At 61.5% G+C, this 26168-nt stretch carries 19 protein-coding genes; 8 read left to right on the top strand and 11 right to left on the bottom strand.

Annotation, left to right across the window (positions count from 1 at the left end; translation table 11 throughout):
- Nucleotides 1-46: 46 nt before the first annotated feature.
- Nucleotides 47-3679 carry a hypothetical protein gene (locus tag CRO59_RS09995; protein WP_143503055.1) on the bottom strand — a complete coding sequence of 1211 codons (3633 nt, stop codon included), beginning with the start codon at nucleotides 3677-3679 and terminating at the stop codon, nucleotides 47-49.
- Nucleotides 3680-3922: 243 nt separating this feature from the next.
- On the opposite strand from CRO59_RS09995, the gene CRO59_RS09990 reads away from it, so the two are divergent.
- From CRO59_RS09990 to CRO59_RS09980, 3 genes are read left to right on the top strand one after another with little or no spacing between them, the layout of a single operon-like run.
- Nucleotides 3923-5167 carry an exonuclease SbcCD subunit D C-terminal domain-containing protein gene (locus CRO59_RS09990; RefSeq protein ID WP_097087157.1) on the top strand — a complete coding sequence of 415 codons (1245 nt, stop codon included), beginning with the start codon at nucleotides 3923-3925 and terminating at the stop codon, nucleotides 5165-5167.
- Nucleotides 5164-8805 (top strand): SbcC/MukB-like Walker B domain-containing protein, encoded by a 3642-nt coding sequence (locus CRO59_RS09985; RefSeq protein ID WP_097087155.1) that lies wholly within the window; start codon nucleotides 5164-5166, stop codon nucleotides 8803-8805. The genes CRO59_RS09990 and CRO59_RS09985 overlap by 4 nt, the downstream gene beginning before the upstream one ends.
- Nucleotides 8802-9386, top strand: a complete 585-nt coding sequence (locus CRO59_RS09980) for a glutathione S-transferase (protein ID WP_097087154.1) — start codon at nucleotides 8802-8804, stop codon at nucleotides 9384-9386. The genes CRO59_RS09985 and CRO59_RS09980 overlap by 4 nt, the downstream gene beginning before the upstream one ends.
- Nucleotides 9387-9557: 171 nt before the next feature.
- Here CRO59_RS09980 and CRO59_RS09975 read toward each other — a convergent pair whose 3' ends face one another.
- The 8 genes from CRO59_RS09975 to CRO59_RS09940 all read right to left on the bottom strand — a co-directional run bounded on the left by CRO59_RS09975 (nucleotide 9558) and on the right by CRO59_RS09940 (nucleotide 16327).
- Complete coding sequence (locus CRO59_RS09975; RefSeq protein ID WP_097087153.1) at nucleotides 9558-9815, bottom strand: hypothetical protein; 258 nt, start codon at nucleotides 9813-9815, stop codon at nucleotides 9558-9560.
- Nucleotides 9812-10021, bottom strand: coding sequence for a hypothetical protein (locus CRO59_RS09970; protein WP_027613086.1), 210 nt, complete (start codon nucleotides 10019-10021; stop codon nucleotides 9812-9814). Before CRO59_RS09970 ends, CRO59_RS09975 begins: the two co-directional genes overlap by 4 nt.
- Nucleotides 10022-10282: 261 nt before the next feature.
- On the bottom strand, nucleotides 10283-10462 hold the full coding sequence (locus tag CRO59_RS09965) for a hypothetical protein (RefSeq protein WP_097087152.1): 180 nt from the start codon (nucleotides 10460-10462) through the stop codon (nucleotides 10283-10285).
- Nucleotides 10463-10619: 157 nt separating this feature from the next.
- Nucleotides 10620-11795, bottom strand: coding sequence for a lactonase family protein (locus CRO59_RS09960; protein ID WP_097087150.1), 1176 nt, complete (start codon nucleotides 11793-11795; stop codon nucleotides 10620-10622).
- Nucleotides 11792-12094: a DUF5629 family protein gene (locus tag CRO59_RS09955; protein WP_097087149.1), complete on the bottom strand. Its 303-nt coding sequence runs from the start codon at nucleotides 12092-12094 to the stop codon at nucleotides 11792-11794. Before CRO59_RS09955 ends, CRO59_RS09960 begins: the two co-directional genes overlap by 4 nt.
- Before the next feature lie 169 nt (nucleotides 12095-12263).
- Nucleotides 12264-13844, bottom strand: coding sequence for an aldehyde dehydrogenase (NADP(+)) (locus tag CRO59_RS09950; RefSeq protein WP_097087146.1), 1581 nt, complete (start codon nucleotides 13842-13844; stop codon nucleotides 12264-12266).
- 9 nt (nucleotides 13845-13853) lie between these two features.
- Nucleotides 13854-14846, bottom strand: coding sequence for an AraD1 family protein (gene araD1, locus CRO59_RS09945; protein ID WP_097087144.1), 993 nt, complete (start codon nucleotides 14844-14846; stop codon nucleotides 13854-13856).
- A gap of 158 nt (nucleotides 14847-15004) precedes the next feature.
- Complete coding sequence (locus CRO59_RS09940; protein ID WP_097087143.1) at nucleotides 15005-16327, bottom strand: MFS transporter; 1323 nt, start codon at nucleotides 16325-16327, stop codon at nucleotides 15005-15007.
- 194 nt (nucleotides 16328-16521) lie between these two features.
- On the opposite strand from CRO59_RS09940, the gene CRO59_RS09935 reads away from it, so the two are divergent.
- Together CRO59_RS09935 and CRO59_RS09930 are read left to right on the top strand one after the other, a co-directional pair.
- Entirely contained in the window at nucleotides 16522-18258 is a 1737-nt protein-coding gene (locus tag CRO59_RS09935; RefSeq protein WP_097087141.1) for an IlvD/Edd family dehydratase, read from the top strand.
- A 186-nt stretch (nucleotides 18259-18444) separates the two neighbouring features.
- The gene (locus CRO59_RS09930; RefSeq protein ID WP_027613080.1) at nucleotides 18445-19164 is read left to right on the top strand and encodes a FadR/GntR family transcriptional regulator; all 720 of its coding nucleotides are present in this window, start codon (nucleotides 18445-18447) and stop codon (nucleotides 19162-19164) included.
- Nucleotides 19165-19345: 181 nt separating this feature from the next.
- Here CRO59_RS09930 and CRO59_RS09925 read toward each other — a convergent pair whose 3' ends face one another.
- Complete coding sequence (locus CRO59_RS09925; RefSeq protein WP_097087139.1) at nucleotides 19346-21730, bottom strand: RND family transporter; 2385 nt, start codon at nucleotides 21728-21730, stop codon at nucleotides 19346-19348.
- Nucleotides 21727-22770, bottom strand: a complete 1044-nt coding sequence (locus CRO59_RS09920) for a YCF48-related protein (RefSeq protein WP_027613078.1) — start codon at nucleotides 22768-22770, stop codon at nucleotides 21727-21729. Before CRO59_RS09920 ends, CRO59_RS09925 begins: the two co-directional genes overlap by 4 nt.
- A gap of 462 nt (nucleotides 22771-23232) precedes the next feature.
- Between CRO59_RS09920 and CRO59_RS09915 the strand changes: the two genes are divergently transcribed.
- From CRO59_RS09915 to CRO59_RS09905, 3 genes are read left to right on the top strand one after another with little or no spacing between them, the layout of a single operon-like run.
- Nucleotides 23233-23823, top strand: a complete 591-nt coding sequence (locus CRO59_RS09915) for an amino acid synthesis family protein (RefSeq protein ID WP_097087137.1) — start codon at nucleotides 23233-23235, stop codon at nucleotides 23821-23823.
- 31 nt (nucleotides 23824-23854) lie between these two features.
- Nucleotides 23855-24688, top strand: a complete 834-nt coding sequence (locus CRO59_RS09910; protein ID WP_096797226.1) for an alpha/beta fold hydrolase — start codon at nucleotides 23855-23857, stop codon at nucleotides 24686-24688.
- Entirely contained in the window at nucleotides 24685-26166 is a 1482-nt protein-coding gene (locus tag CRO59_RS09905; RefSeq protein ID WP_097087136.1) for an aldehyde dehydrogenase, read from the top strand. Before CRO59_RS09910 ends, CRO59_RS09905 begins: the two co-directional genes overlap by 4 nt.
- Nucleotides 26167-26168: the final 2 nt, after the last annotated feature.

The raw sequence follows: 26168 nt of genomic DNA, 5'->3' as shown, positions 1-26168 counted from the left end.
CGTGTAGGAGCCGCCGCAGGCTGCGATCTTTCAGGCGTTGGCGGTGTTATGAGGTTTGTTCACTTTCCGCCGCTTCAAGCAGTCGTGTCTCACGCATTCCCAGACCACGGGACAACGCTGTAGCTTCGTAGAAGATTTTGCCGTTGAGCTGATCGGCGACGGCATCGCTGTTACCGCCGGCCGGGCCACGGCCCCAGGTCACGACTTCGCCGCTGGAGGTCAGCGCGGCGAAGGCATGGGTGTTGCCATAAATGGCGCGGACGTTGACCAGTCTTGCGGCAATGTAATCCGGGATCTCACCACCTCGATCAGCGGTCCCCCAGGCTACAACGGTGCCGTTGGCTCGCAGCGCAGCAAAAGCAACTCCCCCGCATACCACCTGTACGACGTCAGTCAGTAATGCAATCGGTGTTGGGATTGCCTGACGTCCCCATCCCACGACACGCCCGCTGCCGAGCAGTGCAACGAATGATCCATTGTTACCCGTTACCGTGCGGATGTCTGTCAATAAGGCGATCGGCGCAGGAACGCTTGCGCCAGCTGAAGGGTACCCCCAAGCAACAACGCTTCCATTGCTGCGTCGTGCGGCAAAGGCTGCTTCGGCCCCACTCAGTTCCACAATGTCTGTAAGCAGTTTGATCCTGCCAGGCACGGATCCCCCGTAACCGTAGTCTCCCCATGCAACTACAGCACCATTGGCACGCAGGGCTGCAAAGGCGTAGTCGGTAGCGACTACATCAACAACGTCAATCAACGCCGCGATGGCCGCAGGCACATTACCTCCATGGGTTTGGTGCCCCCAAGCCACCACCGAACCATTAGCCCGAAGCGCAGCAAAGGCGTGGAGGTTGCCAATCACTCTGACGACATCCCTCAGTGCAGCTACCGGCTCTGGAAGTGCTGCACCCCAAGTAGGGCTTCCCCACGCCACCAGACTCCCATCACGACGTAGCGCGACAAACGCATAACCGTTGCCGCTTACCGCTACGATATCCCGCAAAGGACTGATGGGTTCCGACACCTCTCCTCCGTTTCCACTCAGCCCCCAAGCCACTACCGCACCCGAGGCCTGTCGTGCCGCAAAGGCATAACCGCAAGCACTCAGCGATATGGCATCAGAAATGGCCGGTAACGAATCCCCCAGATCCCCACCACGGGCAGGCTTACCCCATGCCACCAGGGCTCCACGTTCGGTGCGCGCCGCAAAGGCGGCGCTATTTTCTTCTTGGCTGGCTATAAAATTACCGTTCCCGCACAGGTTCTGCGGATTGATCGTCACCTGATCATCACTGATCCGCACATGCAGCAGCCGATCCGGCCGAGTGTCACGGAACGTCGTGCCACTGACCTCGCCCTCCTCGCCGTTATAACGCCACCAGGCCCTGACCGGATGGCGGGTGGTTGCATCCAGCGCGGTCAACCACGCAGTCCCGCCGCCATAATTCTGGTAATTACCCCGCGAGCGCGCGCCCATCACCAGCAAGCGTCCTGTCCCCAGCGTTGCACGCACGTCATAAACCGCCACCCGCGAATACTGGCGACCACCGGCCTGACGCACTACGGTGCAGTCCAGCGAGATCTCCCGCCCGACGTTGGCCAACACCACCGACTGCGGCACGCTGATCAGTTTGTCGCGCCCCGCTTCTCCGCTCTCCACGCGAAACGGCACGATCGCCGTGCCGCCTCCGGCAACGCCGATCCAGCGGATCTCACCGCTGTCGCCCACCCTCAAGCCATACGCCGCAGCCAGACGCACGGTTGCACCTACCGCTGGCACCGCGCTCGCATCAATCTGGTCGCCGCGCGCGTCGTCAATTGAGGGCGGATCGAAATCCAGCAGGGCATTGCCGACCCGCAAGGTCAGTGGAAAGGAGTAACCCAGAGTCTTGCCGTCACGCACGATGAAATAGTCGATGACAATCCGGCGATTGAGGTTGTTGGTCACAAACTGTTTAGGCACCGTGAACGGCACTTCCTTACCCGCAGTTTGCGCTGTAAGACGCAGTGAGCCACTGGTGCTGCCGTTACCGCCCGTACCGCGCCAGCGATAATTCACCAGGTCTTCGGGCAGTGTCTGCAGATACGGCACAATCAATTTACAGCCCAGCGGCGGGACGGCTTCCGGATCGATCAACGACGTGCCAGGCACCGCCTCCTCCACGCGCGGCGTCACGAACAGCGGTTGCACTTCGCCCACCTGCATCTCGAACCGCAACGACTCGCGCACATTGAGTGTCGCCTCATCATCATTGGCAACGGTGTAAAACACCGAGACCTGCAAGCCGTCGAAACGCTGGATCTCCGCGTTCGAGACATTGCGCAACACCGGCTCGTCATCCGGCACATCGCCAACCGGGCGCGGGTCTTCGTAATAGACGATGCCGCCGCCGGGACGCGTGGCCTCCCAGATCAGCGTCAACAGGTCACTGGCGGCGCGTCCCGCAAACCATGGAATGCGCACGGTGGCCCAATGCTCGTTCGGGTCCAGCGTACCGGCGGGGGCTTCATCCACCGTAGGAGCCGGCAGACGGATGGCCTCCCCCTCTACCGAGATACCGACACTCTTCGACGGCCGATCAGCCTCGCCTGTTCGCTTGAGTACGTAAGAGACACTGGCCCGGCCTTTGGCGATGGCCCACACCTTGTCGTTCGGGACAGTGAACGTCAGCGCAACGCCGACTCGCGTCACCGGCAACTCCAGCGGGCCATGATTGATCGGCGCGCCCTCGGCGTTAGTGCCTTGCCAGATCAATGCGACAATGTCCTGCAACTTGAAGACGCTAGCGGGGGTATTGACCAGAACGTTCACATCGTCATCTTGCAACTTGTCGAGATCGATGACATTGCTGACAGGATCGGCCTCCAGCACGATAGGCGCATCCAGACGACTTCCTTTCAGATCCACCAAGATGCGGGTTTCCGCCGACCACGGTGACCGTGGATCCGGATAATTGCCACACTCATCGATCACCTGGTACACCACGATCACCCCGGCGCTGTCGCCCGCCTCCTCGATCAGTGCTTGATCGATGGTCACGACCAGCGGGCTGTAGTCAGGGTCGTCAGGGTCGCCAATATGTTTTTGCTCGACAAGGACGTTTTTCTCTACGCTGCCCCACGCCACCTTTACACGGTCGTTGATACGCATGAAGGGGTACGGCAGGATCGTGATCGGCACACCCGCCGCGGCCTCCCCGGGGCCGACGCCGTTGTCGATGATGCTTTGGAGAATGTGGTAGCGCAGGTTCTGGTTGCCGGGCGTTGACTGGTCGTCATCGAAGCCGCCGGGGCGATCCAGTTTGACGAAGAACCTTTGCAGCGGTGTTGACTCAGGTTCCTGAAACGGCCGGGTCACTCGATAAAAAACCGGATAGGCCTCCCCTCTGCGGATATGCCCCTCATCGATAACCCCTTTGATGAGTTCGTTTTCATCTTCCGGCTCGATGTCTTTACTCCAGACCGGCGCCTGCAGGTCGCCCCAGAACACCTCAAGCAGATCACCCGCCTCCATGACCAGCCAGGGAGGAACCAGAAATTCGACGCCTCCCTCCACGGCGGCCACCGGCAAACCACCGTCATAGCCCTGCACGGGAGTCTTGAGTTTGGTGATCCTTATGGGCTTGAGCGCGCTCACGCCTGGATCAGAAGACGTAGAGGCTGATGGTGATTGCGTTTTCATACAAGCAACTCCTCAAGTGACAGAAAGCCCCGGCCTGACGCCTTGGCGACTGCGGTATCCCATCACCCGAAGCTGCCGGCCAGCTACTGTCAGATCTGACAGTAGCGACAGACGGCATCCGCCACGACCTCCTGATCTCTCAAGCCTTTGGGCAAGTCCGCCCGTTTGCCAGTAAACTCCCCCCTCTTTAGCCGCCCATCATTTCCCCCGCGGCCATCACCTGTTTATGTAGCGGAGTCCACCTTGCGTCTGTTCCACACCTCCGACTGGCACCTTGGGCAAAACCTGCACGGCCAGGAGCGCGATTTCGAGCATGCGTGCTTTCTCGAATGGCTGCTGCGCCAACTGCAACTGGCGCAGCCGGATGTGCTGCTGATTGCCGGGGACATCTTTGACACGGTCAATCCGCCGGTCAAAGCCCAGGAGCGCCTCTACGACTTCATCGTCAGCGCTCACGAGCAACAGCCGTTGCTGACCATCGTGATGATTGCCGGCAACCACGATTCCGGCTCGCGCATCGAACTGCCGGCGCCGTTGATGCGCCGCTTGCGCACCCATGCACTGGGGCGGGTGTTGTGGCTGGATGACGGCCAGCTCGACGCCGAACGGCTGCTGCTGCCACTGCCGAATGCCCAAGGCGAAATCGCCGCTTGGTGCCTGGCGCTGCCATTCCTGCGTCCAGCCGAGGTGACCGGTGCGCATCTGGGCGACAACTATCTGCGCGGTATCGGTCAGGTGCATGAATGGCTGATCGAAGCGGCGAATGCCAAGCGCCAGCCGGGTCAGGCGCTGGTCGCCATCAGCCACGCGCACATGGCGGGCGGCTCGGTCTCGGAAGACTCCGAGCGCAGCCTGATCATCGGTAACGCCGAAGCGCTGCCCGCCAGCCTGTTCGGGCCGAGCATCAGCTACGTCGCCCTCGGCCATTTGCACAAGCCGCAGAAGGTCAACGGTGAAGAACGCATTCGCTACAGCGGCTCGCCGATTCCGCTGTCGTTTTCGGAGATCGGTTATCAGCACCAGATTCTCGACGTCACCCTCGATGGCGAAACCCTGGTCAGCGTCGAACCGAAACTTATCCCGCGCTCGGTCAACCTGCAACGCATCGGCCCGGCGCCGCTGGCGGAGATCCTGCTGCAACTGGCCGACCTGCCGAACATCGATCTGCTCGCCGAAACCCAGCGCCAGCCATGGCTGGAAGTGCGGGTGACCCTCGATGAGCCGCAGCCGGATCTGCGCCATCAGGTGGAAAACGCCCTGCAAGGCAAAGCCGTGCGACTGGTACGGATTGCCGCCGAGTACGCCGGCAACCGTGGCGCCGATGGCAGCGACGACGGCAGCGCGCTGGTCGAACTGGATCAACTCACTCCGCAGGAGCTGTTCAGCCGCGCCTGGCTCGACAACTACGGCAATGAGGTCGATGAGCAGACGCTCAAGGACTTCGCCGAACTGCTGCAGGACGTACAACTGGAGGGCGAGCAGCCATGAAGATTCTCGCCATTCGCTTGAAGAACCTCGCCTCGCTGGCCGGGCCGTTCGAGATTGATTTCACTGCCGAGCCGTTGGCCAGTGCCGGTTTGTTCGCGATCACCGGACCGACCGGCGCCGGTAAAAGTACCTTGCTCGATGCCCTGTGCCTGGCGTTGTTTGGCGCCGTGCCGCGCCTGAACAACACTGGCCGTGACGCCAAGGTTCCGGATGCCGACGGCGAAATCGCCACCGGCGACCCGCGCACCTTGCTGCGCCGTGGTACCGGTGAAGGTTATGCGGAAGTGGATTTCGTCGGCGTCGATGGCCGCCGTTACCGTGCGCGCTGGGAAGCCAACCGTGCCCGGGAGAAGGCCGGCGGCAAGTTGCAGGCCAGCCGGCAGAGCCTGCGCGACATCGATCAGGATCAACTGCTCGCCAGCCAGAAAGGCGAATACAAGACCCAGCTCGAAGCCGCGCTCGGTCTGAACTTCGAACAGTTCACCCGTGCCGTGCTGCTGGCCCAGAGTGAGTTCAGCGCATTTCTCAAGGCCGACGACAATGACCGCAGCGAACTGCTGGAAAAACTCACCGACACCGCGCTCTACACTCGTCTTGGCCGCCGCGCCTTCGACAAGACCAAAGAGGCCCGCGAAGCGCACAAGTTGTTGCAGGATCAGGCCACCGGCGTCACCCCGCTGACGCCAGAAGCGCGGGCCGAGCTGGACGAACGCTTCAACTCTGCCCAGCAGCAATTGAAGTTGCAACAAGCGCAGCTCAAGCAACTGGAACAACAGCACAGTTGGCTCAAGGATTTGCGCCAGTTGCAGGACGCGCAACAAGCCGCAGCCGAACAATTGCACAGTGCACAGCAACAGTGGGAAGGTCTGGCGGGTGAACGCCTGAAACTGACGCGCCTGGAGCAACTCGCGCCGCAACGCCACCAGTTCGCGCGCAAGACTGAACTGGATGCGCAACTGACGCCGCTGGCGGCACAGATTGCCGCGCATACCCAGCAACACGGCGAGCTCAACGAGCGCCAGACGCAACTGGAACAGGCGCTGGATGCGGCGAAAATCGCCCTGAGCGAAGCGCAGCAGCGGCACAGCGAAAGTGCCCCGCTGCTGCGTCAGGCCTTCGATGAGCAAAGCACCCTCGCCCGCCTCGCCAAGGACACCGCACTCAGCGCCGAGGCCCGGCAGTCCGCCGAGCAAGCCTGCACCGAAGGCCAGAGCGCGATTCAGGCCTTGCAGACGAAACAGGCCGAAGTCGCTGAGCGCTTGCAGAAAATCGCCGCCGAGCTGGAACAAAGTGCCGATCTGGCACCGCTCAGCGATGCGTGGAATGCCTATCGCGATCGCCTGCAACAGCTGATGCTGATCGGCAATCGCCTGAACCAGGGCCAGGCCGAACTGGCGACCCTCGAACAGAACGCCGCGCACAGCGCCGACGCGTTGGCCACGCAGAAACAGCAACTGGAAGTGCTGTTCAAAGAGGCCGGCGCCGAGCCGGATGCCGTCGCCGAGCAGATCGGCATCCTTGGCAACCTGTTGCAGGACAACCGCAAACAACTGCGCGCCATCGAAGATCTGACGCGGTTGTGGGCCAGCCAGCAGGAGCTGGAAAAACGCGGCGCCGAGCTGCAACAGCGCCTGCTCGATGCACAGCAGGAACGTGAACGTCTGACCCAGGACGGGGTGAAAACCAAGGCCGAGCTGACCGTCGCCGAACAAACCCTTAACGTCACCCGAGAACTGCTCGAACGCCAGCGTCTGGCGCGCAGTGCCAGTGTCGAAGAGCTGCGCGCGCAGTTGCAGGACGACCAGCCCTGCCCGGTCTGTGGCAGCAACGAGCATCCGTATCATCAGCCGGAAGCGCTGCTGCAAAGCCTCGGCCGTCATGATGAAAGCGAACAGGCCAACGCCCAGCAAGTGGTCGATCAGCTCAAGGAAAAGCTCATCGAACTGCGCGCCGAAGTCGGTGGCGTGATCGCTCAACAAAAGGAGCTGCTGCAACAACAGGAACAACTGGTCGCGCAGCAACAGGCACTAGCGCCGAGCCTCGACGCCCATCCGCTGTCCGCTCAGTTACTGAACCAGGACGCCGACAAACGCGACGCCTGGCTGACCCGGCAGAACGATCAGTTGAACCAGAGCATCGCTCAGGACGAACAACGCCAGAGCGCCCTGCTCACCCTGCAACAGGACGCGGCGCGTCTGACCCAGCAACTGCGCAATGCCGAAACCGCGCATCAGCAAGCGGCGCAGCACCTGAGCAACCAACAACGCGAACTGAGCAGCGACCGTCAGCGTCTCGACGAGGAACTCACCGCGTTCGCCAGTTTGCTGCCGGCCGACACCCTCGAAGCCTTACGTATCGAGCCGGCGGCAACCTTCATGCAACTGGATCGGCAGATTGCCGAGCGCCTGGCGCAGGTCGAGCAGCAAAAGGAAGAGTTGGCCGAGCAGCAGCAGCGCCAGCAAACGCTGGAGAAGGAACAGGATCGCCAGCTCAGCCGCGTACAGCAGTTGCAAAGCGCCGAGCAGCAATTCAGTGCACTGGCCGAGCAGCAACAAGCCAGTCAGGAAAAACTCGCGCAACTGCTGGGCGAACACAGCAGCGCCGAGCACTGGCAGCAGCAACTGGAACAGGCTGTGGATCAGGCGCGCAACGCCGAGACCAGCACCGCTGCGGAACTGCAGAACGTGCGCACGCAACGGGTGCAGATTGGCGCCGAACTCAAGGCTCAGCAAGAACGCTTGCAGGCACTGCAAAGCGAAGACGAAGAACTGACGCAGAAGATTGCCGACTGGCGCGCACGCCATCCCGAACTGGATGACGGCGGTCTCGAAGACTTGCTGCGCGTCGATGACACGCAGCTCAGCGAATTGCGCCAGCGCTTGCAGCACAACGAAAAAGCCATCGAACAGGCCAAGGTGCTGCTGCAGGAACGTGATCAGCGTCTGGCCGATCATCAGGCGCAGCACAACGGCAATCTCGATGCCGAACAACTCGCCAGCGCCCTCGCTGATCTGCAAAACCAGTTCAACCTCAGCGAGCAACAGTGCGCCGAACTGCGCGCCGAACAGGCTGAAGATCAGCGCCGGCAGAATGCCAATCAGGCACTCGCGCAGCAGATCGCCGACGCCTATGCCGAGTACCAGCGCTGGGCGCGTTTGAATGCGTTGATCGGCTCGGCCACCGGCGACACCTTCCGCAAGATCGCCCAGGCCTACAACCTCGACCTGCTGGTGCATCACGCCAACGTGCAGTTGCGCCAACTGGTTAAACGCTATCGCTTGAAACGCGGTGGCAGCATGCTCGGCCTGCTGGTGATGGATACCGAGATGGGCGACGAATTGCGCTCGGTGCATTCGCTGTCCGGCGGCGAAACCTTCCTGGTGTCGCTGGCCCTTGCATTGGGGCTGGCATCGATGGCCTCGAGCACGCTGAAAATCGAATCGCTGTTCATCGACGAAGGCTTCGGCAGCCTCGATCCGGAATCGCTGCAACTGGCGATGGACGCCCTCGACGGTTTGCAGGCGCAGGGACGCAAGGTCGCAGTGATTTCCCACGTGCAGGAAATGCACGAACGGATTCCGGTGCAGATTCAGGTGCAACGCCAGGGCAACGGCTTGAGTACGCTGGAGGTGAAATGAACACGCTGTATTCGTTCCGCCGCTGCCCGTATGCGATGCGGGCGCGGATGGCCCTGCGCTATTCGGGGGTGCCGGTGGAGATTGTCGAAGTCAGCCTCAAGGCCAAACCGGCCGCGATGCTGGCGATCTCGCCCAAAGGCACGGTGCCGGTGCTGGATGCCGATGGGCAGGTGATTGATGAAAGTCTGGAGATCATGCGCTGGGCGTTGGCGCAGCATGATCCGGACGATTGGCTGCTCGGTGGTGATTCACGGATTGCCGGGGTGATCGAGGCTAATGATCAAGGGTTCAAGGTGCATTTGAACCGCTATAAATATGCCGAGCGCTACCCCGAGCAGCCGATGGAGGTTTATCGGGCTGAGGGGGCGTTGTTTTTGCAGAGGCTGGATGGGTTGCTTGAAGGTCGGGATTACTTGCTGAGCGATCACTTGAGTCTGGCGGACGTGGCGTTGCTGCCGTTCGTTCGGCAGTTTGCGCATGTGGATCGCGAGTGGTTTGCGCAGACGCCTTATGTGCGGTTGCAGGCGTGGTTGCAAGGTTTTCTTGAGTCCGAGCTGTTCACGGCGATCATGAAGAAGTAACCCGAACTCCTGGTACCGAACTCCTTGTGGCGAGGGGATTCATCCCCGATGGGCGGCGAAGCTGCCCTGAAATCAGACACCTCGGTGTATCAGAATAATCCGGTTCGCCGGGTCTGGGGCCGCTTCGCGGCCCATCGGGGATGAATCCCCTCACCACAATGATCGGGTTGTCTAAGCCAAGGCGTTGCACATGCCTAGTGCCATGCAATCCACTTCAAACGGCCCGAGAAAATCGACCTCAGCCTTGATTGGCGGATTGCCGGCCAGCAACCCTTGGGAGTTGGCCCGTTCGATGTTGTGCGCAATGCTGTGATTGACCTCTATGGCCCGCGCCAGCGCACCCACCGAGCCTTGGCCAAAGCCGAGTAACGCCGCGCCATTGGTCATCAGTGCCAGGCTGGCGATGACCCAGAGTCTGTAGCCTTTCATGCGCCGCCCACTCCTGCGAGTTCAGCGCGATCAACCAGCACGTCTGCGCGGTGTTCGAACTGGATGCCGGGGTGTGCGACCTGGATCGGTGCGTCGAAGCTGTGTTGGGTTTGCGCGGCGATGCTGACGAACAGCACCAATGCCAGGTAAAGACCGATGGCCAGGTAGGCGCCGCGCTTGGCTGAAGTAATGATTGAACTGGCCATGATGTTCTCCGTGGGCATGTTTCAGTGCCGTCAGGATCGATCAAAAAAGCCGCGGTAACCACTCAGGGTTTGCCATAGTAAACATCAGCTTGGTTGATTATTTAGGCCTTCTATCTCAGCGTTGGGGAAAACCTATCGAGCGCAGATTTTTCGATCACGCATACGTGTAGGAGCTGCCGAAGGCTGCGATCTTTTGACGTTGAAGATCAAAAGATCGCAGCCTTCGGCAGCTCTTACAGGGAGTTGTTCGAAGCGGGCATTTCAGTGTTGGGCTTTGTGATCCAGTGCGGCGTAGAAGTTGGCGCTCTGTTGCAGATATTTCTGGGTGTAGCTCTGGGTGTGGGATTTTTTGCTGCTGATTTCAGCGTTGGCACTGGCTGGCAATGCAACGGTGGCGGAGATGGCGGAAGCGGCGATGATCGAGAAGAGATTGAAGTTCATGGCGGTAACCCTCGTGTTCGGTTGGCTTGCTTTGCCCGGTTGGGCCGTGAAGCAAACTTAACGCTCGAGGGTTGATCGCTTGAAATGCTTTGTAGCATTACCGGATATCAGCGCGATTAATACAACGAGACAGGCCCCGCAAACCGGGGCCTGTGGCTTATTGTCGCACTAGAAACTTGAGGTCGCTGGGGGCGTCCATCGGCAGTTTTTGCACGGTTTTGCCGAGCAGACCGGTCTTGGCATCGCGCTCGACGACGACAATTTCGTTGCTCTTCTGGTTGGCGATCAGCAGAAACTTGCCACTCGGATCAAGGCTGAACTCACGCGGGTGATCGCCTTCTACCGAACGCTTTTGCAGCTCTTTGAGCTGACCGGTCACCGGATCGATGCTGAACACCAGCAGTTGATTGGCGGTGCCACGGTTGCTGACGTAGAGGAACTTGCCATCGGCCGACGCATGCAGAGCGGCGGCGGCTTTGTCCGAGGTCGGCTGACCGGCGGCCAGATCGACCAGTTGCGTCTGGGTCAGCACGCCGTCGTGGTAGTCGAACACCGCGACCTGCGCGCTCATTTCCATGGTCAGCCAGGCATGCTTGCCGTCGGCACTGAACAGCAGATGACGCGGGCCACTGCCGGCAGGCAGGCTCACCGAAGCGGTTTTCGCCGGGGTCAGTGGCAGGTCCGGGTTGGCCTTCGGGTCGAACTGGTAGATGAAAACCTTGTCCGCCCCGAGGTCGTTGGAGAACACATAGCGACCATCCGGCGAGGACACGGTCGAGTGCACGTGGTTGGATGCCTGACGCTCCGGATTGACCCGGCTCGCCGGGTGCGCGCTCATCTGCACCACCGGTTTGAGTTTGCCATCGGCGCCGACCGGCAACACCGCCAGGGTGCCACCCGGATCTTCGACCACCGAATAGTTGCTGACGAACAGATGGCTGGCATCGCCGCTGAGGCTCGAATGGGTCGGCTCGTTGCCCAGGCTCTGCACTTGATTGATCAGGGTCAGGGCGTGGGTCTTCGGATCGATCGAGTAGCTGCTGACGCGGCCGACCGGATCTTTCTGGCCGGGGCCGTTTTCGTTGACCACGAACAGTTGCTTCTGGTCTTTGGACAGGGTCAGCCACGACGGGTTTTCGCTCTTCACCACTTGCAGCGGCTTGGCAGCGATCTGTCCGGTGGCGCTATCGAAATTCATTCGATAGATGCCCTGGCTGGTGCCGGCGGTGTAGGAGCCCACCAGCAATTGATAGGTCTCGGCGCTGGCACTGGACAGGCCCATCGCACCGACGCTGCCGGCCATCAGCAGTGGCCAGAATTTACGCATGTTCATTGATTGTCTTCCTCGTCATCGCTGCTGCTGACTACATCACCGAGGCAGACCAGACGGTGCTCGCCGGTGGTCTTGGTGTCGTTGGCGTAGCCAATGATCAGCCAGCTCTGCAGATCTTCGTCAAACGTCGCCGCCGTAACCTGCGCCGGGGTGAACTCCCAATGCTTGGCCGTGCGGCCATCGATACATTCGATGTGCAGGTTGTCGTCTTCGTCGAGGGTGAATTCGAAGGCGTGCAGGCCGTCGATTTCGACCATGCCGCAGTGTTCGAGGGCGTTGAGAAGGGTTTGGGCAGTCATGGCAAACAGTCTTTCTTAGGGGGGAAAGGGCCAATGATAGCTCATTGTCGTGCCCGGCCCTTGTAGGAGTGAGCCTGCTCGCGATGGCGGTGTGTCATCCAACCAAGATGTCGAATGTGAAACCGCTATCGCGAGCAGGCTCACTCCTACAGGGGATTTGCGGTGTGGGTTAGAAGGCGTCGCGCGAGGGCTTGCCATCCACCAGCCGCTGAATGCGCAACGGATTGCCATTCTTCAGCGGTTCCGGCAGCAAGCTGTCGGGGTAGTTCTGGAAGCACACCGGGCGCAGGAACCGGTCGATCGCCAGCGTCCCCACCGAGGTGCCGCGCGCATCCGACGTCGCCGGATACGGCCCGCCATGCACCATCGAATCACACACTTCCACACCCGTCGGATAGCCATTGAGCAGGATCCGTCCGACTTTCTGTTCGAGCAGCGGTGTCAGCTCCGGGAAGCGTTCGAAGTCGGCCAGTTCGCCGATCATCGTCGCCGTCAGCTGGCCGTGCAGTCCATGCAACGCCGCGCTCAGCTCGACCTTGTCGGCCACTTCGACGATCACCGTGGTCGGGCCGAACACTTCTTCCTGCAGCACTTCATCGCCGTTGATCAACAGGCTGACGTCTGCCTTGAACAGTTGCGGCTGCGCCTGACTTCCCTGCTGCGCATTACCCGCCAGATGCTCGATGCCGGAATGCGCCAGCAACTTTTGCAGACCTTTGCCATAACTGCCGAGGGTGCCGGCGTTGAGCATGGTCTGCGCCGGTTGGTCGCCAATCAGCCCGGCGACTTGCTGGACGAAGGCGCTGAACTGCGGCGAGCGAATACCAATGACCAAACCCGGATTGGTGCAGAACTGGCCGCAGCCCTGCACCACCGAAGCGGTCAGGTCGCGGGCAATGGTTTCCGAGCGCTCAGCCAAGGCTTGAGGCAGAACGATCACCGGGTTGATGCTCGACATCTCGGCGAACACCGGGATCGGTTGCGGCCGCGCCGCCGCCATGTCGCACAGTGCCCGACCGCCCTTGAGCGAACCGGTAAAACCCACTGCCTGGATCGCCGGATGCTTGACCAGCCATTCGCCAACGCCACCGCCGTAGATCATGTTGAAAACGCCTGCCGGCATCGCGGTTTTTTCGGCGGCACGAATCAGTGCATCGGCAACAAGTTCAGCGGTTGCCATGTGGCCGCTGTGGGCCTTGAACACCACCGGGCAGCCGGCGGCCAGCGCCGCTGCGGTATCGCCACCGGCCGTGGAGAACGCCAACGGAAAGTTGCTCGCACCGAACACGGCCACCGGGCCGAGACCGATGCGGTATTGGCGCAGATCCGGGCGCGGCAACGGCTGGCGATCCGGCAATGGCAAATCGATTCGCGCGCCGTAGAAATCTCCGCGCCGCAGGACTTTGGCGAACAGGCGCATCTGGCCGCTGGTGCGCCCGCGCTCGCCCTGAATCCGCCCCGCAGGCAGCGCGGTTTCGCGGCAGACCAGCGCGACGAACTCATCACCCAAGGCATCCAGTTCATCGGCAATCGCGTCGAGAAATTGCGCGCGGCGTTCGGCGCTGAGGCTGCGATAAGCGGGGTACGCTGCGGCGGCGGCTTTGGCGGCAGCATCGACTTCGGCTTCAGTCGCTTGAATGAAATCGTACGGCAGCTGTTCGCCAGTAGTCGCGTCGACGCTTTGCAGTTTGACATCGCCTGCTGCGCTGCGCTGTCCGCCGATGTAGTTGTGGCCAAGAATCTGAGTCATGGGAGCTCCTTAAAGGGTGCCGATGCTGTCCGGTTGAAAAGCCGCTGCTGCCGGGGCGATGCTGTTGACCAGCGGCGCGCCGAATTCGGCCTGACTGATTTCAAACTGGTCGCCCGGTTGGGTGCGGATGCCATCGGCGAACGACAGGGTCGCGGTGCCGAAAAAGTGGATGTGCACGTCGCCAGGACGCAGGAACTGGCGGTATTTGAAGTGGTGGTATTCGAGGTTGGCGAGGCTGTGGCACATGTTGGCTTCGCCGCTGAGAAATTCGTTTTGCCACAGCACTTCGCCGTCACGCAGGATGCGGCTGCTGCCGGCCAGATGCTGCGGCAATTCACCGGTGCGCAGTTCCGGGCCGTAGCTGCAACTGCGCAGTTTCGAGTGGGCCAGGTACAGGTAGTTCTTGCGCTCCATGACGTGATCGGAGAACTCGTTGCCCACCGCGAAACCGAGGCGATACGGTTTGCCGTCGTGGCCGATGACGTAGAGCCCGGCCATTTCCGGTTCCTCGCCGGCATCCTCGGCAAACGGTGGCAACGGGAACGCTTCGCCCGGACGCACGACGATGCTGCCGTCGCCCTTGTAGAACCATTCCGGCTGCACGCCCGCCTGCCCCGCCGCCGGTTTGCCGCCCTCCACGCCCCATTTGAAGATGCGCATGGTGTCGGTCATTTGCGCTTCGTCGCCGGCCTGCTGGTGCATTTTGTCCCGCGCCGAGGCGCTGCCCAGGTGCGTGAGGCCGGTGCCGCTGACCAGCAAGTGCGCCGGGTCCGGGTGATCCAGCGGTGGCAGGATGCGCCGGTCTTTGAGCAACTGCGCATAGTCATGACTGATGCCCAGGCCGTGGGTTTGTACTTGCTGCTCCAGAGTGCCGCCGGCCTCGATCGCGGCCAGCGCGAGATCGCGTACGCTGCGGGCGTCCTGCACTTCGCGGATCAGCCCGTTGTCGACCACGCCGACGCGGCGCTCGCCGTCAATCAATTCGAATTGAACCAGATGCATAAATTTCTCCTGTAAACAAAACTTCGAAACACTGCAAAACCCTGTGGGAGCTGGCTTGCCAGCGATAGCAATCTGTCTGACACCACTATGTTGGATGTACCGCCGCCATCGCTGGCAAGCCAGCTCCCACAGGGTTTGCGGTGATGGTTCGTTTGATATCAGGTTCGGGTAGCACCGCGTGCACTGGCGGCGAACTGCTCGACCGGTAGCACGTGTTTGCGCTCAAGCACGCGGTAGACGATTCCGGTAAGAATCAAACCGAACACCATCACCCCACTGAGGAAATACAGCCCCGAAGCCAGATTCCCGGTGTACTCCTTCAGCGCGCCGATCACGAACGGCCCGATGTAGCCACCGAGGTTGCCCACCGAGTTGATCAGCGCGATCCCCGCCGCCGCACTCGCACCGGCAAAGAACCGCCCGGGCAAGGTCCAGAACACCGCGGTGCAGGAAAACAGCGCGAACGCCACCAGGCACAGCGCCGCCAGTTGCGCCACCGGCAGGGTCAGCCACGCGCTGAAGAACAGGCCCAGCGCACCCAGTACATAGAGCACCGCCAGATGGCCGTAGCGATCATTCATGCGGTCGGAGCTGCGCGGCACGATCAGCAGACCGACGATGCCAAAGATGTACGGCACCGCCGAGACAAAACCGGTCACCAGATCGCTGCCACCGAACTGTTTGATCAGCGTCGGCAGCCACAGGCCGAGGCCATAAATACTCAGGGTCACCGGCAGGTAGAACAGCGCCAGCAGCAGCACGCGTTTGTCCTTGAGTGCATGCAGCGGGTTGCCGTGACGGGTCTGGCCGTATTCCTGCAAATCCTTTTTCAGTTCGCCGGTCAGCCAGTCTTTCTCGGCCTGATCCATCCACTTCACGTTTTGCGGGCCATCGGGCAGCCAGCGCAGGACTGGCCAGGTCAGCAGGATCGCCGGGGTGCCGATGACGATGAACAGCCACTGCCAGCCGTGCAGGCCGAGGATGCCGTCCATGCCCAACAAGCCGCCGGACACCGGGCCGGTGATCATCATCGCGATCGGCTGGGAGAGGATGAACAGGCCGAGGATCTTGCCGCGATGGCGCACCGGGAACCATTGGGTGATGTAGTAGAGAACGCCAGGGAAGAACCCCGCCTCCGCCGCGCCGAGCAGAAAGCGCATCACGTAGAAACTGTGCGGCCCCTGGACGAACGCCATGCCGATGGTGATCGCGCCCCAGGTGATCATGATCCGCGCGAACCAGCGCCGCGCACCGAAGCGCTCAAGCATCAGGTTGCTGGGGATTTCGAGAAGAAAGTAGCCGATGAAAAACAGCCCGGCACCGAGACCGTAGGCCGCATCACCGATGCCGATGTCGGCGCCCATGTGCAGCTTGGCGAAGCCGACGGCGGAGCGATCCACATAGGCAATCAGGTACAGCAGGATCAGGAAGGGAATCAGTTTCAGCGTGATGCGGCGGATCAGCCGCAGTTCCTGGCTCATGGGGTCGGTCTCCGATTGTTGTTTTTATAGAACCTCGGGGGACGCCTCTCGCGGAACACCGCCAGGGCCAATCCCTCCGTCGAAAACGACTATATAGTAATACTAATTACCCAACAACACTTCCAAACCGTCGATTTTGCGCTTATGTTTAGCCGTGACTCGCAAACAATAGTCTTACAATAAGAGAATCGATCATGTCTGAGAAGAAACCCACCCTGCGCTCGGCCCAATGGTTTGGCACTGCCGACAAGAACGGCTTCATGTACCGCAGCTGGATGAAGAATCAGGGCATCGCCGACCACCAGTTTCATGGCAAGCCGATCATCGGCATCTGCAACACCTGGTCGGAACTGACCCCGTGCAACGCGCATTTCCGCCAGATTGCGGAGCACGTCAAACGCGGGGTGATCGAGGCTGGCGGCTTTCCGGTGGAATTCCCGGTGTTCTCCAATGGCGAGTCAAACTTGCGCCCCACCGCCATGCTCACCCGCAACCTGGCAAGCATGGACGTCGAAGAAGCGATTCGCGGCAACCCGATTGACGGCGTTGTGCTGTTGACCGGCTGCGACAAGACCACCCCGGCGCTGCTGATGGGCGCGGCCAGTTGCGATGTGCCGGCGATCGTCGTCACCGGCGGGCCGATGCTCAACGGCAAGCACAAGGGTAAAGACATCGGCTCCGGCACGGTGGTCTGGCAGCTCAGCGAGCAGGTCAAGGCCGGCACTATCACCATTGACGACTTCCTCGCGGCCGAGGGCGGCATGTCACGCTCGGCGGGCACCTGTAACACTATGGGCACCGCGTCGACCATGGCCTGCATGGCCGAAGCACTGGGCACGTCCCTGCCGCACAACGCAGCGATTCCGGCGGTGGATGCACGGCGTTATGTGCTGGCGCACATGTCCGGCATGCGCGCGGTGGAGATGGTGCGCGAAGACTTGCGCCTGTCGAAGATCCTGACCAAGGAAGCTTTTGAAAACGCCATTCGGGTCAACGCGGCTATTGGCGGTTCGACCAACGCGGTGATCCACTTGAAAGCCATCGCCGGTCGCATCGGCGTCGAGCTGGATCTGGACGACTGGACCCGCATCGGGCGCGGCATGCCGACCATCGTCGATCTGCAACCGTCCGGGCGTTTCCTGATGGAAGAGTTTTACTACGCCGGTGGCTTGCCGGCGGTGCTGCGTCGTCTCGGCGAGGCCAATCTGATCCCCAATCCGAATGCGCTGACGGTCAACGGCAAGACGCTGGGCGAGAACACCAAGGACGCGCCGATCTACGGCGAGGACGAAGTGATCCGCACCCTCGACAATCCGATCCGCGCTGACGGCGGTATCTGTGTGCTGCGCGGTAATCTGGCACCGCTGGGTGCGGTGCTCAAGCCGTCCGCCGCTACGCCTGAGCTGATGCAGCATCGCGGTCGTGCGGTGGTGTTCGAGAACTTCGACATGTACAAGGCGCGGATCAATGATCCGGAACTGGATGTCGATAAAGATTCGATTCTGGTGATGAAAAACTGCGGGCCGAAGGGTTATCCGGGCATGGCCGAGGTCGGCAACATGGGCTTGCCGGCCAAGCTGCTGGCTCAGGGCGTGACCGATATGGTGCGCATTTCTGATGCGCGAATGAGCGGCACCGCGTATGGCACGGTGGTGTTGCATGTCGCCCCGGAAGCGGCGGCCGGCGGGCCGTTGGCGGTGGTGCAGGAAGGCGACTGGATCGAGCTGGATTGCGCCAGCGGGCGGTTGCATCTGGATATTCCGGATGCCGAACTGGCGGCGCGCATGGCGGATCTGCAGCCACCGCAGCAGCTACTGGTCGGCGGCTATCGTCAGCTGTACATCGACCATGTGCTGCAGGCGGATCAGGGCTGTGATTTCGACTTCCTGGTGGGTTGCCGAGGGGCGGAAGTCCCGCGCCATTCTCACTAACCCCGCAGATCTACTGTAGGAGTGAGCCTGCTCGCGATAAAGGTCCGCCAGTTGTTACACATGCTGACTGACACACCGCCATCGCGAGCAGGCTCACTCCTACATTTGCTATGCATCGGCCTCAAGATCGCCGCACGCCTGCTATGATGCGCGGCATCTCCATCGCTCAGGATCGCGCCGTTCCCCATGGATTACCGCAAACCTTCCGACCGTAAAAGCATGCACTCGCGCATTGTCCAGGAACTGGGCATGCAGATCGTCTCCGGACGTTTTTTGCCCGACGACAAACTGCCCGCCGAAGCGCTGTTGTGCGAGGAATATGCGGTCAGTCGCCCGGTGTTGCGCGAAGCCACGCGAGTGCTGGTGGCCAAGGGGCTGGTGTACTCCAAACCGCGCGTCGGCACGGTGGTCAAGGCCCGTCGCGAGTGGCACATGCTCGACCCGGATGTGCTGCACTGGCTGATGCAAAGCAGTCCGCAGAATGAATTCTTCAATGTGCTGACCAGTGTGCGCAGCATCATCGAACCGGCCGCTGCCGCCCTCGCCGCCCAGCATGCGACCGAGGCCGACATCGCCGCCATCGGCGAGGCCTATCAACGCATGGAATCAGCGCCGACGCCGGAAGCCTTGCTGCAACCGGACCTGGACTTCCACAGCCGCATCGCTGACGCGACCCATAACGATCTGCTGGCGAACCTGTGCAACATGCTTTCAGTGGCGATTGCCGAGGCGTTGAAGCATTCCAACCAGCGCCCGAATCTGCATGAACTGGCGCTGCCGAGGCACAAGGCGATTCTTACGGCGATCGAGAACCGTGATGCGCTGGGTGCAAGGCATGCAACGCTGGTGCAGCTGGATGATGCGCGCAGTGCGCTGAGTGTTGTGCTAGGCACCGAGCTCTCCTGACACACCACAAATCCCCTGTGGGAGCGGGCTTGCTCGCGAATGCGGTGTGTCAGTCGGCACAAACTTATCTGACACACCGCATTCGCGAGCAAGCCCGCTCCCACAGGGGTTCAGCGTGAAGTTCAAGGCATGAAAAAGCCGCAACCCCAAGGTTGCGGCTTCGTCGTTTCAGGCATCCGGATCAGTGAGCAAACAGCGAGTTGCCCTTCTGCCCCGCCAGCTTTTCCGGTTTGATCAGGAACTTCGCCAGCGCCGGCAGCAGCCACAGCGCACCGAACATGTTCCACAGCAGCATGAAGGTCAGCATCAGGCCCATGTCGGCCTGGAACTTGATCGCCGAGAAGATCCAGGTGCACACGCCGATGGCCAGGCACAGACCGGTGAACAGCACCGCTTTGCCGGTGGATTTCAGGGTCTGGTAATAGGCTTCCTGCAACGGCAGCCCGGCGCGCAGGAAACTTTCCAGTCGGCTGTAGATGTAGATGCCGTAGTCCACGCCGATCCCCACGCCCAGCGCCACCACCGGCAAGGTCGCGACTTTGACACCGATGCCCATGAACGCCATCAGCGCGTTGCCCAGCACCGAGGTCAGCACCAGCGGCAGGACGATGCACAGGGTCGCCGCCCATGACCGGAAGGTGATCATGCACATCACCGCGACGCAGATGTACACCAGGATCAGGATGGTCAGCTCGGCCTGTTTGATCACTTCGTTGGTGGCCGCTTCGATCCCGGCGTTACCGGCGGCGAGGATGAACTCCAGACCGTCCTTATTGTTGGCCTTGGCGAACTCCTGCACCGCGTGTACCGCGCGGTCGAGGGTTTCGGCCTTGTGGTCGTTGAGGAAGATCAACACCGGCGCCAGCGAACAGCTGTTGTTGTACAGGCCGTCGGCGCGGGCGATCGAGTTGTTCAGCACATCCGGATTGCGCGACAGGGTTTCCCATTTCAGGTTGCCCTCGTTCATGCCCTTGATCATCTGCTTGGACACGGTCACCAGCGAGATTGCCGACTGCACGCCCTCGGTGTTCTGCATCTTCCACATCAGTTCGTCGATCGGCGCCATGGCTTCGTAGCGCGAGCAGCCTTCGGTGGCGGTCTTGACCATCACCACCAGCACGTCGGAACTGGTGGAGTAGTTGTTGATGATGAAGTTGTTGTCCCTGTTGTAGCGCGAGTCCGGACGCAGCTCCGGTGCACCCTGGTCGAGGTCGCCGATTTTCAGGTTCTGGCTGTACCAGAGGCCACCACCGAAGGCGATCAGCGCCAAAGCGATGGAGATCGGTGCGACTTTCGGGCTGGCGAAGTTCGACAGGAAGCGCCAGAACGGATGCTCGCGATTGGCGTCCTTCTTGCTCTTGGCGATGGCGCGCTTGCTGATGCCGACATAGGAAATCGCTACCGGCAGCAGGATCAGGTTGGTGAACACGATCACCGCCACACCGATGGAGGCGCCAATTGCGAGTTCGCGGATCACGCCGATGTCGATGATCAGCAGAGTGATGAAGCCGACGGCGTCGGCGAGAATCGCGATCATCCCCGGCAGGAACAGTTGCCGGAAGGTACGCCGCGCCGCGGTCAGAGCGTTGTCCGCTTCACTCGATTGCAGGGCGATACCGTTGATCTTCTGCACGCCGTGGGAAATGCCGATGGCGAAGATCAGGAACGGCACCAGCATCGAGTATGGATCCAGCCCGAAACCGAAGAAGTGCATCAGCCCGAGCTGCCAGACCACCGCCACCAGCGTGGTGCTCAACACCGCCACGGTACTGCGCAGGCAGTTGGTGAACCACAGCAGCAGGATCAGGGTGATGACGAAAGCGATGCCGAAGAACATCACCACCATCACCAGCCCGTCGATCAGGTCACCGACCTTCTTGGCGAAGCCGACGATGTGGATCTTGACGTTGGGGTTCTGTGCTTCGAACTTGTTGCGGATCTTGTCTTCAAGTTCATGGGAGAACTGGCGGTAGTCCAGCGCCAGCAGCTTGCCCTGATCCTGCGGGTCCGGGTAGGACTCCAGCAGCGGGATGTCGACGATGCTCGACTTGAAGTCATTGGACACCAGACGCCCGACCTGCCCCGACTTGAGGACGTTGTTGCGCAGCATGTCGAGGCTGTCCGGCGAACCGTCGTAGCTCTGCGGAATCACTTCACCGCCGGCAAAACCTTCCTCGGTCACTTCGGTCCAGCGTACGCTCGGACTCCACAGCGACTTGAGGCCGGAGCGGTCGACGCCGGAGATGTAGAACACCTCGTCGTTGATCTGCCGCAGCGTCTCCATGTACTCCCTAGAGAAGATGTCGCCGTCCTTGGCTTCCACCGAAATCCGTACGGTGTTGCCCAGGTTCGCCAGATCGTTGCGGTGCTCCATCATCTTCTCGATGAACGGATGCTTGAGCGGGATCATTTTTTCGAAACTGGTGGACGGCCGGATCAGCGTGGCCTGCCAGAACAGGAAGATGCTGACCACCAGGCAGATCAGGATCACGGCCGGGCGGTTGTTGAAAATCAGACGTTCGAGGAGCGTCGCTTTGTCCTGCTGAGGAGTGATCAAGGAAGTCATAGCCCCGCCTTCTTATTATTGATTTCGGCGCCGTTGGGCTGCGTGGTGTGCACGCCGCCCTGCCCGGTCAGAATCAGATTACCGTCGCCGGCCGCAGTGACCGAGGACAGCGAGATGCGGTCCGGGCGGTTGAACACGCTGAAGGTTTCGCCGTTGTCGCTGCTGCTGATCACCGAGCCGCCGTTGCCGACGATCACAATCGAGCCGTCGGCGAGCAGCGTGGCGCCGGACAGACCGAACTCCAGCGCACCGCGCGCGGCCTTGAGTTCGACCTGCTGCCAGGTGCTGCCGAAATCGCTGGAGCGGTAGAGGTTGCCGCGCAGGCCGTAGGCCAACAGAGTCTGCGCCTGCGCGGTGCCGATCACGCCGAACAGCGAGCCTTGATACGGGCCCTGGATTTTCTCCCAGGTCTGGCCCCAGTCCGGGGAGCGGAACATGCTGCCCTGCTCGCCGACGATGAACAGCCCGGCGTCCTTGACGGCGGCGATGGCGTTGAGGTGGAACTGATCCTGATTGTCGAGGCGGTCGCTGACGTCTTGCCAGTTCTTGCCGCCGTCGGTGGTTTCCAGCAGCGCACCGTAAGCACCGACCGCAACACCGTGATTAACGTCCTGGAACCAGACGTCGAGCAGCGGTGCTTCGCGCTTGAGGTCTTCGAACTGTTTGCTCCAGGTCAGGCCGCCGTCTTCGCTGGCGAGAATCTGCGCGTCGTGACCGACCGCCCAGCCGTGCTTGTCGTCGACGAAATACACCGCCGTCAGCAGTTGCCGGGTCGGCACCTTGGCCTGGGTCCAGGTCTTGCCCTGGTCATCGGAATAGAGAATGTGCCCGCGATCACCCACCGCCACCAACCGGGTGCCGGCGTGGACTACATCGAGTATCAGGCTTTTGGCGGCTTTGGCCGATTCGGTGGAATACACCCCGTCGGCGGGCGCTTCGGCGGCCAGCACGGGTGCCGACAAGGCAGCACAGCCCAGCAGTGTGAGGGCTGTGGCCAGCAACGCGGTGTTGCGAAACGCCGGCGGGCGGCAACGACTCATAGACCTTCCCCTATTTATTATTGTTAGGCCATTGGGCCTTAGGGCGCCGCAAGGGTGCTCGTGGTAACTGACAGGTCACAAGCATAGCCGTGAAACCCGCAGTCCAGAGCGCCTTGGGAAGCTGGCTCATCCTATCGGGCTTTGGAAACGTCTGACAATCGGCGCCACGTTATCTTTTGTTAACCGAAAGCGGCCCCTGTAACGAATGAATTTCCCTGTGGGAGCGAGCCTGCTCGCGAAGATGCCCTTGCAGTCGCCATCTTCATCGGCTGACCCACCGCATTCGCGAGCAGGCTCGCTCCCACAAGGGTTAGTGGTGTTTGGGGGAATTGTGGTGGCAGATGAATACACCGCCATTCGCCGGATGGATCCGGCAAATCTTGCGTGGGGGGACTTGCACGATCGGTATTATGGTATACCATCAGACGCACAGACACTCTCAATCCCCCTACGGAGCAGCTCATGAGTTTCGAAATTCGCAAGATCGTCAGCTATGTCGAAGAAACCTTCATCGAAGGCGGCAAGGTCACTGACAAGCCAGTGATCATGGTCGGGCTGGCCGTGGTGATGAAGAACCCGTGGGTCGGCAACGGCTTCGTCGAGGATCTCAAACCGCAAATCCGCGCCAACTGCTCCGACCTCGGCGCAATGATGGTCGAGCGTCTGGTGGGCATCATCGGCGGCGCCGAAAAGATCGAGGCGTACGGCAAAGCGGCAGTGGTCGGCGCCGACGGCGAGATCGAACACGCCTCCGCGGTGATCCACACCCTGCGCTTCGGCAATCACTACCGCGAGGCGGTCAAGGCCAAGAGCTACCTGAGCTTCACCAACAAGCGCGGCGGCCCGGGCACTTCGATTCAGATCCCGATGATGCACAAGGATGACGAAGGCCTGCGTTCGCACTACATCACCCTGGAAATGCAGATCGAAGACGCGCCGCGTGCCGACGAAATCGTCGTGGTGCTCGGTTGCGCCGACGGTGGCCGCCTGCACCCGCGCATCGGCAACCGCTACATCGATCTGGAAGAACTGGCCGCCGAAAAAGCCCAGTAATCACAATAAAAAGGCATTGCAGGAGCGCTCCATGATTCGGCTCACCGCTGAACTCACCCCGGCTGGCACCAGTTACCTGGCGACCGGCCAAGGCCAGCCCGTGGTCTTGATCCACGGCGTGGGCCTGAACAAAGAAATGTGGGGCGGCCAGATCGTTGGCCTGTCTGCCCAGTACCAGGTGATCGCCTACGACATGCTCGGCCACGGCGCCAGCCCGCGCCCGGCCAGCGGCACCGGCCTGCTCGGTTACGCCGATCAGTTGCTGGAGCTGCTCGATCACCTGAATCTGCCTCAGGCAGCGGTGATCGGTTTCTCCATGGGCGGTCTGGTGGCGCGGGCGTTTGCCCTGCACTACCCCGAGCGCCTGCAAAGCCTGGTGGTACTGAACAGCGTGTTCAACCGCAGCGAAGAGCAGCGTGCCGGCGTCATCGCGCGCACTGCGCAGGCGGCCGAGCACGGCCCGGATGCCAACGCCGAAGCGGCGCTGTCACGCTGGTTCAGCCGCGAATATCAGGCGGCCAACCCGGCGCAGATCGCGGCCATTCGTCAGACCCTGGCCGGCAATGACCCGCAGGGTTACCTGACCACTTACGAACTGTTCGCCACTCAGGACATGTACCGCGCCGACGACTTGGGCAGCATTCAGGCGCCGACGCTGATCGCCACTGGCGAACTCGACCCCGGTTCGACCCCGGAAATGGCCGAGCAACTGGCACGGCGCATCCCCGGCGCGAAGGTTGCGGTGCTGCCCGAGCAACGGCATATGATGCCGGTAGAGTCGCCGCGGCTGGTCAATCAGACGCTGCTGGAATTCCTCGAATACGCACACTCCCGACAAAACCCTATAAAGGGGATCGTTGCATGACACTCGCACGCTTCCAGATGTGCATCGGCGGAGAATGGGTCGATGCCCTCTCCGGCAAGACCTTCGAAAGCCTCAACCCGGCCAGCGCGCAAGCCTGGGCCGAACTGCCCGATGCCGATGAAGCCGACGTCGAACGCGCCGTGCAAGCGGCGCAGACTGCCTTCGACAGCCCGGCCTGGCGCGGCCTGACCGCCACCGCACGCGGCAAACTGCTGCGGCGTCTCGGTGACCTGATCGCAGAAAACAAGGAACAACTGGCGCAGCTGGAAAGTCGCGACAACGGCAAGCTGATCCGCGAAACCCGTGGTCAGGTCGGCTATCTGCCGGAGTTCTTCCACTACACCGCAGGCCTCGCCGACAAGCTCGAAGGCGGCACCCTGCCGCTGGACAAGCCCGACCTGTTTGCCTACACCGTGCACGAAGCGATGGGTGTGGTTGCCGCGATCATTCCGTGGAACAGCCCGCTGTACCTGACCGCGATCAAACTGGCCCCGGCCCTCGCCGCCGGCAACACCATCGTGATCAAACCGTCCGAGCACGCCTCGGCGACCATCCTTGAGCTGGCACGTCTGGCCCTCGAAGCCGGGATTCCGCCGGGTGTGGTCAACGTTGTCACCGGTTACGGGCCGAGCACCGGCGCCGCCCTCACCCGCCATCCGCTGATCCGCAAGATCGCCTTCACCGGCGGCGCGGCCACGGCCCGGCATGTGGTGCGCAGCAGCGCCGAGAACTTCGCCAAGCTGTCGCTGGAACTCGGCGGCAAATCGCCGAACATCATCTTCGCCGACGCCGATCTGGACAGCGCGATCAACGGCGCGATTGCCGGGATCTATGCGGCCTCGGGCCAGAGCTGCGTGTCCGGCTCACGTTTGTTGGTGCAGGACGAAATCTACGACGAGTTCGTCAACCGCCTGGTCGATCGCGCCCAGCGCATCCGCATCGGCAACCCGCAGGAAGACCACAGCGAAATGGGCCCGATGGCCACCGCGCAGCAACTGGCGGTGGTCGAAGATCTGGTGGCTGACGCCCTTGCTGAAGGCGCGCGGTTGCGCACCGGCGGCAAGCGCCCCACCGATCTGGGTGACGGCTGGTTCTACGAGCCGACGCTGTTCGAGTGCGACCGCAACTCGATGAAGATCATGCAGGAAGAAGTCTTCGGCCCGGTGGCATCGGTGATTCGCTTCAAAGACGAAGCCGAGGCGCTGGCAATCGCCAACGACTCGCAATTCGGCCTCGCCGCCGGCATCTGGACTCGCGACCTGGGCCGCGCCCATCGTCTGGCGCGGGATGTGCGTTCGGGAATCATCTGGGTAAATACCTACCGTGCGGTGTCGGCGATGGCGCCGATCGGCGGCTTCAAGAACAGTGGCTATGGACGCGAAAGCGGCATCGATTCGGTGCTGGCCTACACCGAACTGAAAACGGTGTGGATCAATCTCTCTCAGGCGCCGATGCCTGATCCGTTTGTGATGCGCTAGGA

It is taken from the genome of Pseudomonas sp. LAMO17WK12:I5, from assembly GCF_900215165.1.
Classification (GTDB): Bacteria; Pseudomonadota; Gammaproteobacteria; order Pseudomonadales; family Pseudomonadaceae; genus Aquipseudomonas; species Aquipseudomonas putida_A.
This window is presented reverse-complemented; position numbering and strand designations above follow the sequence as displayed.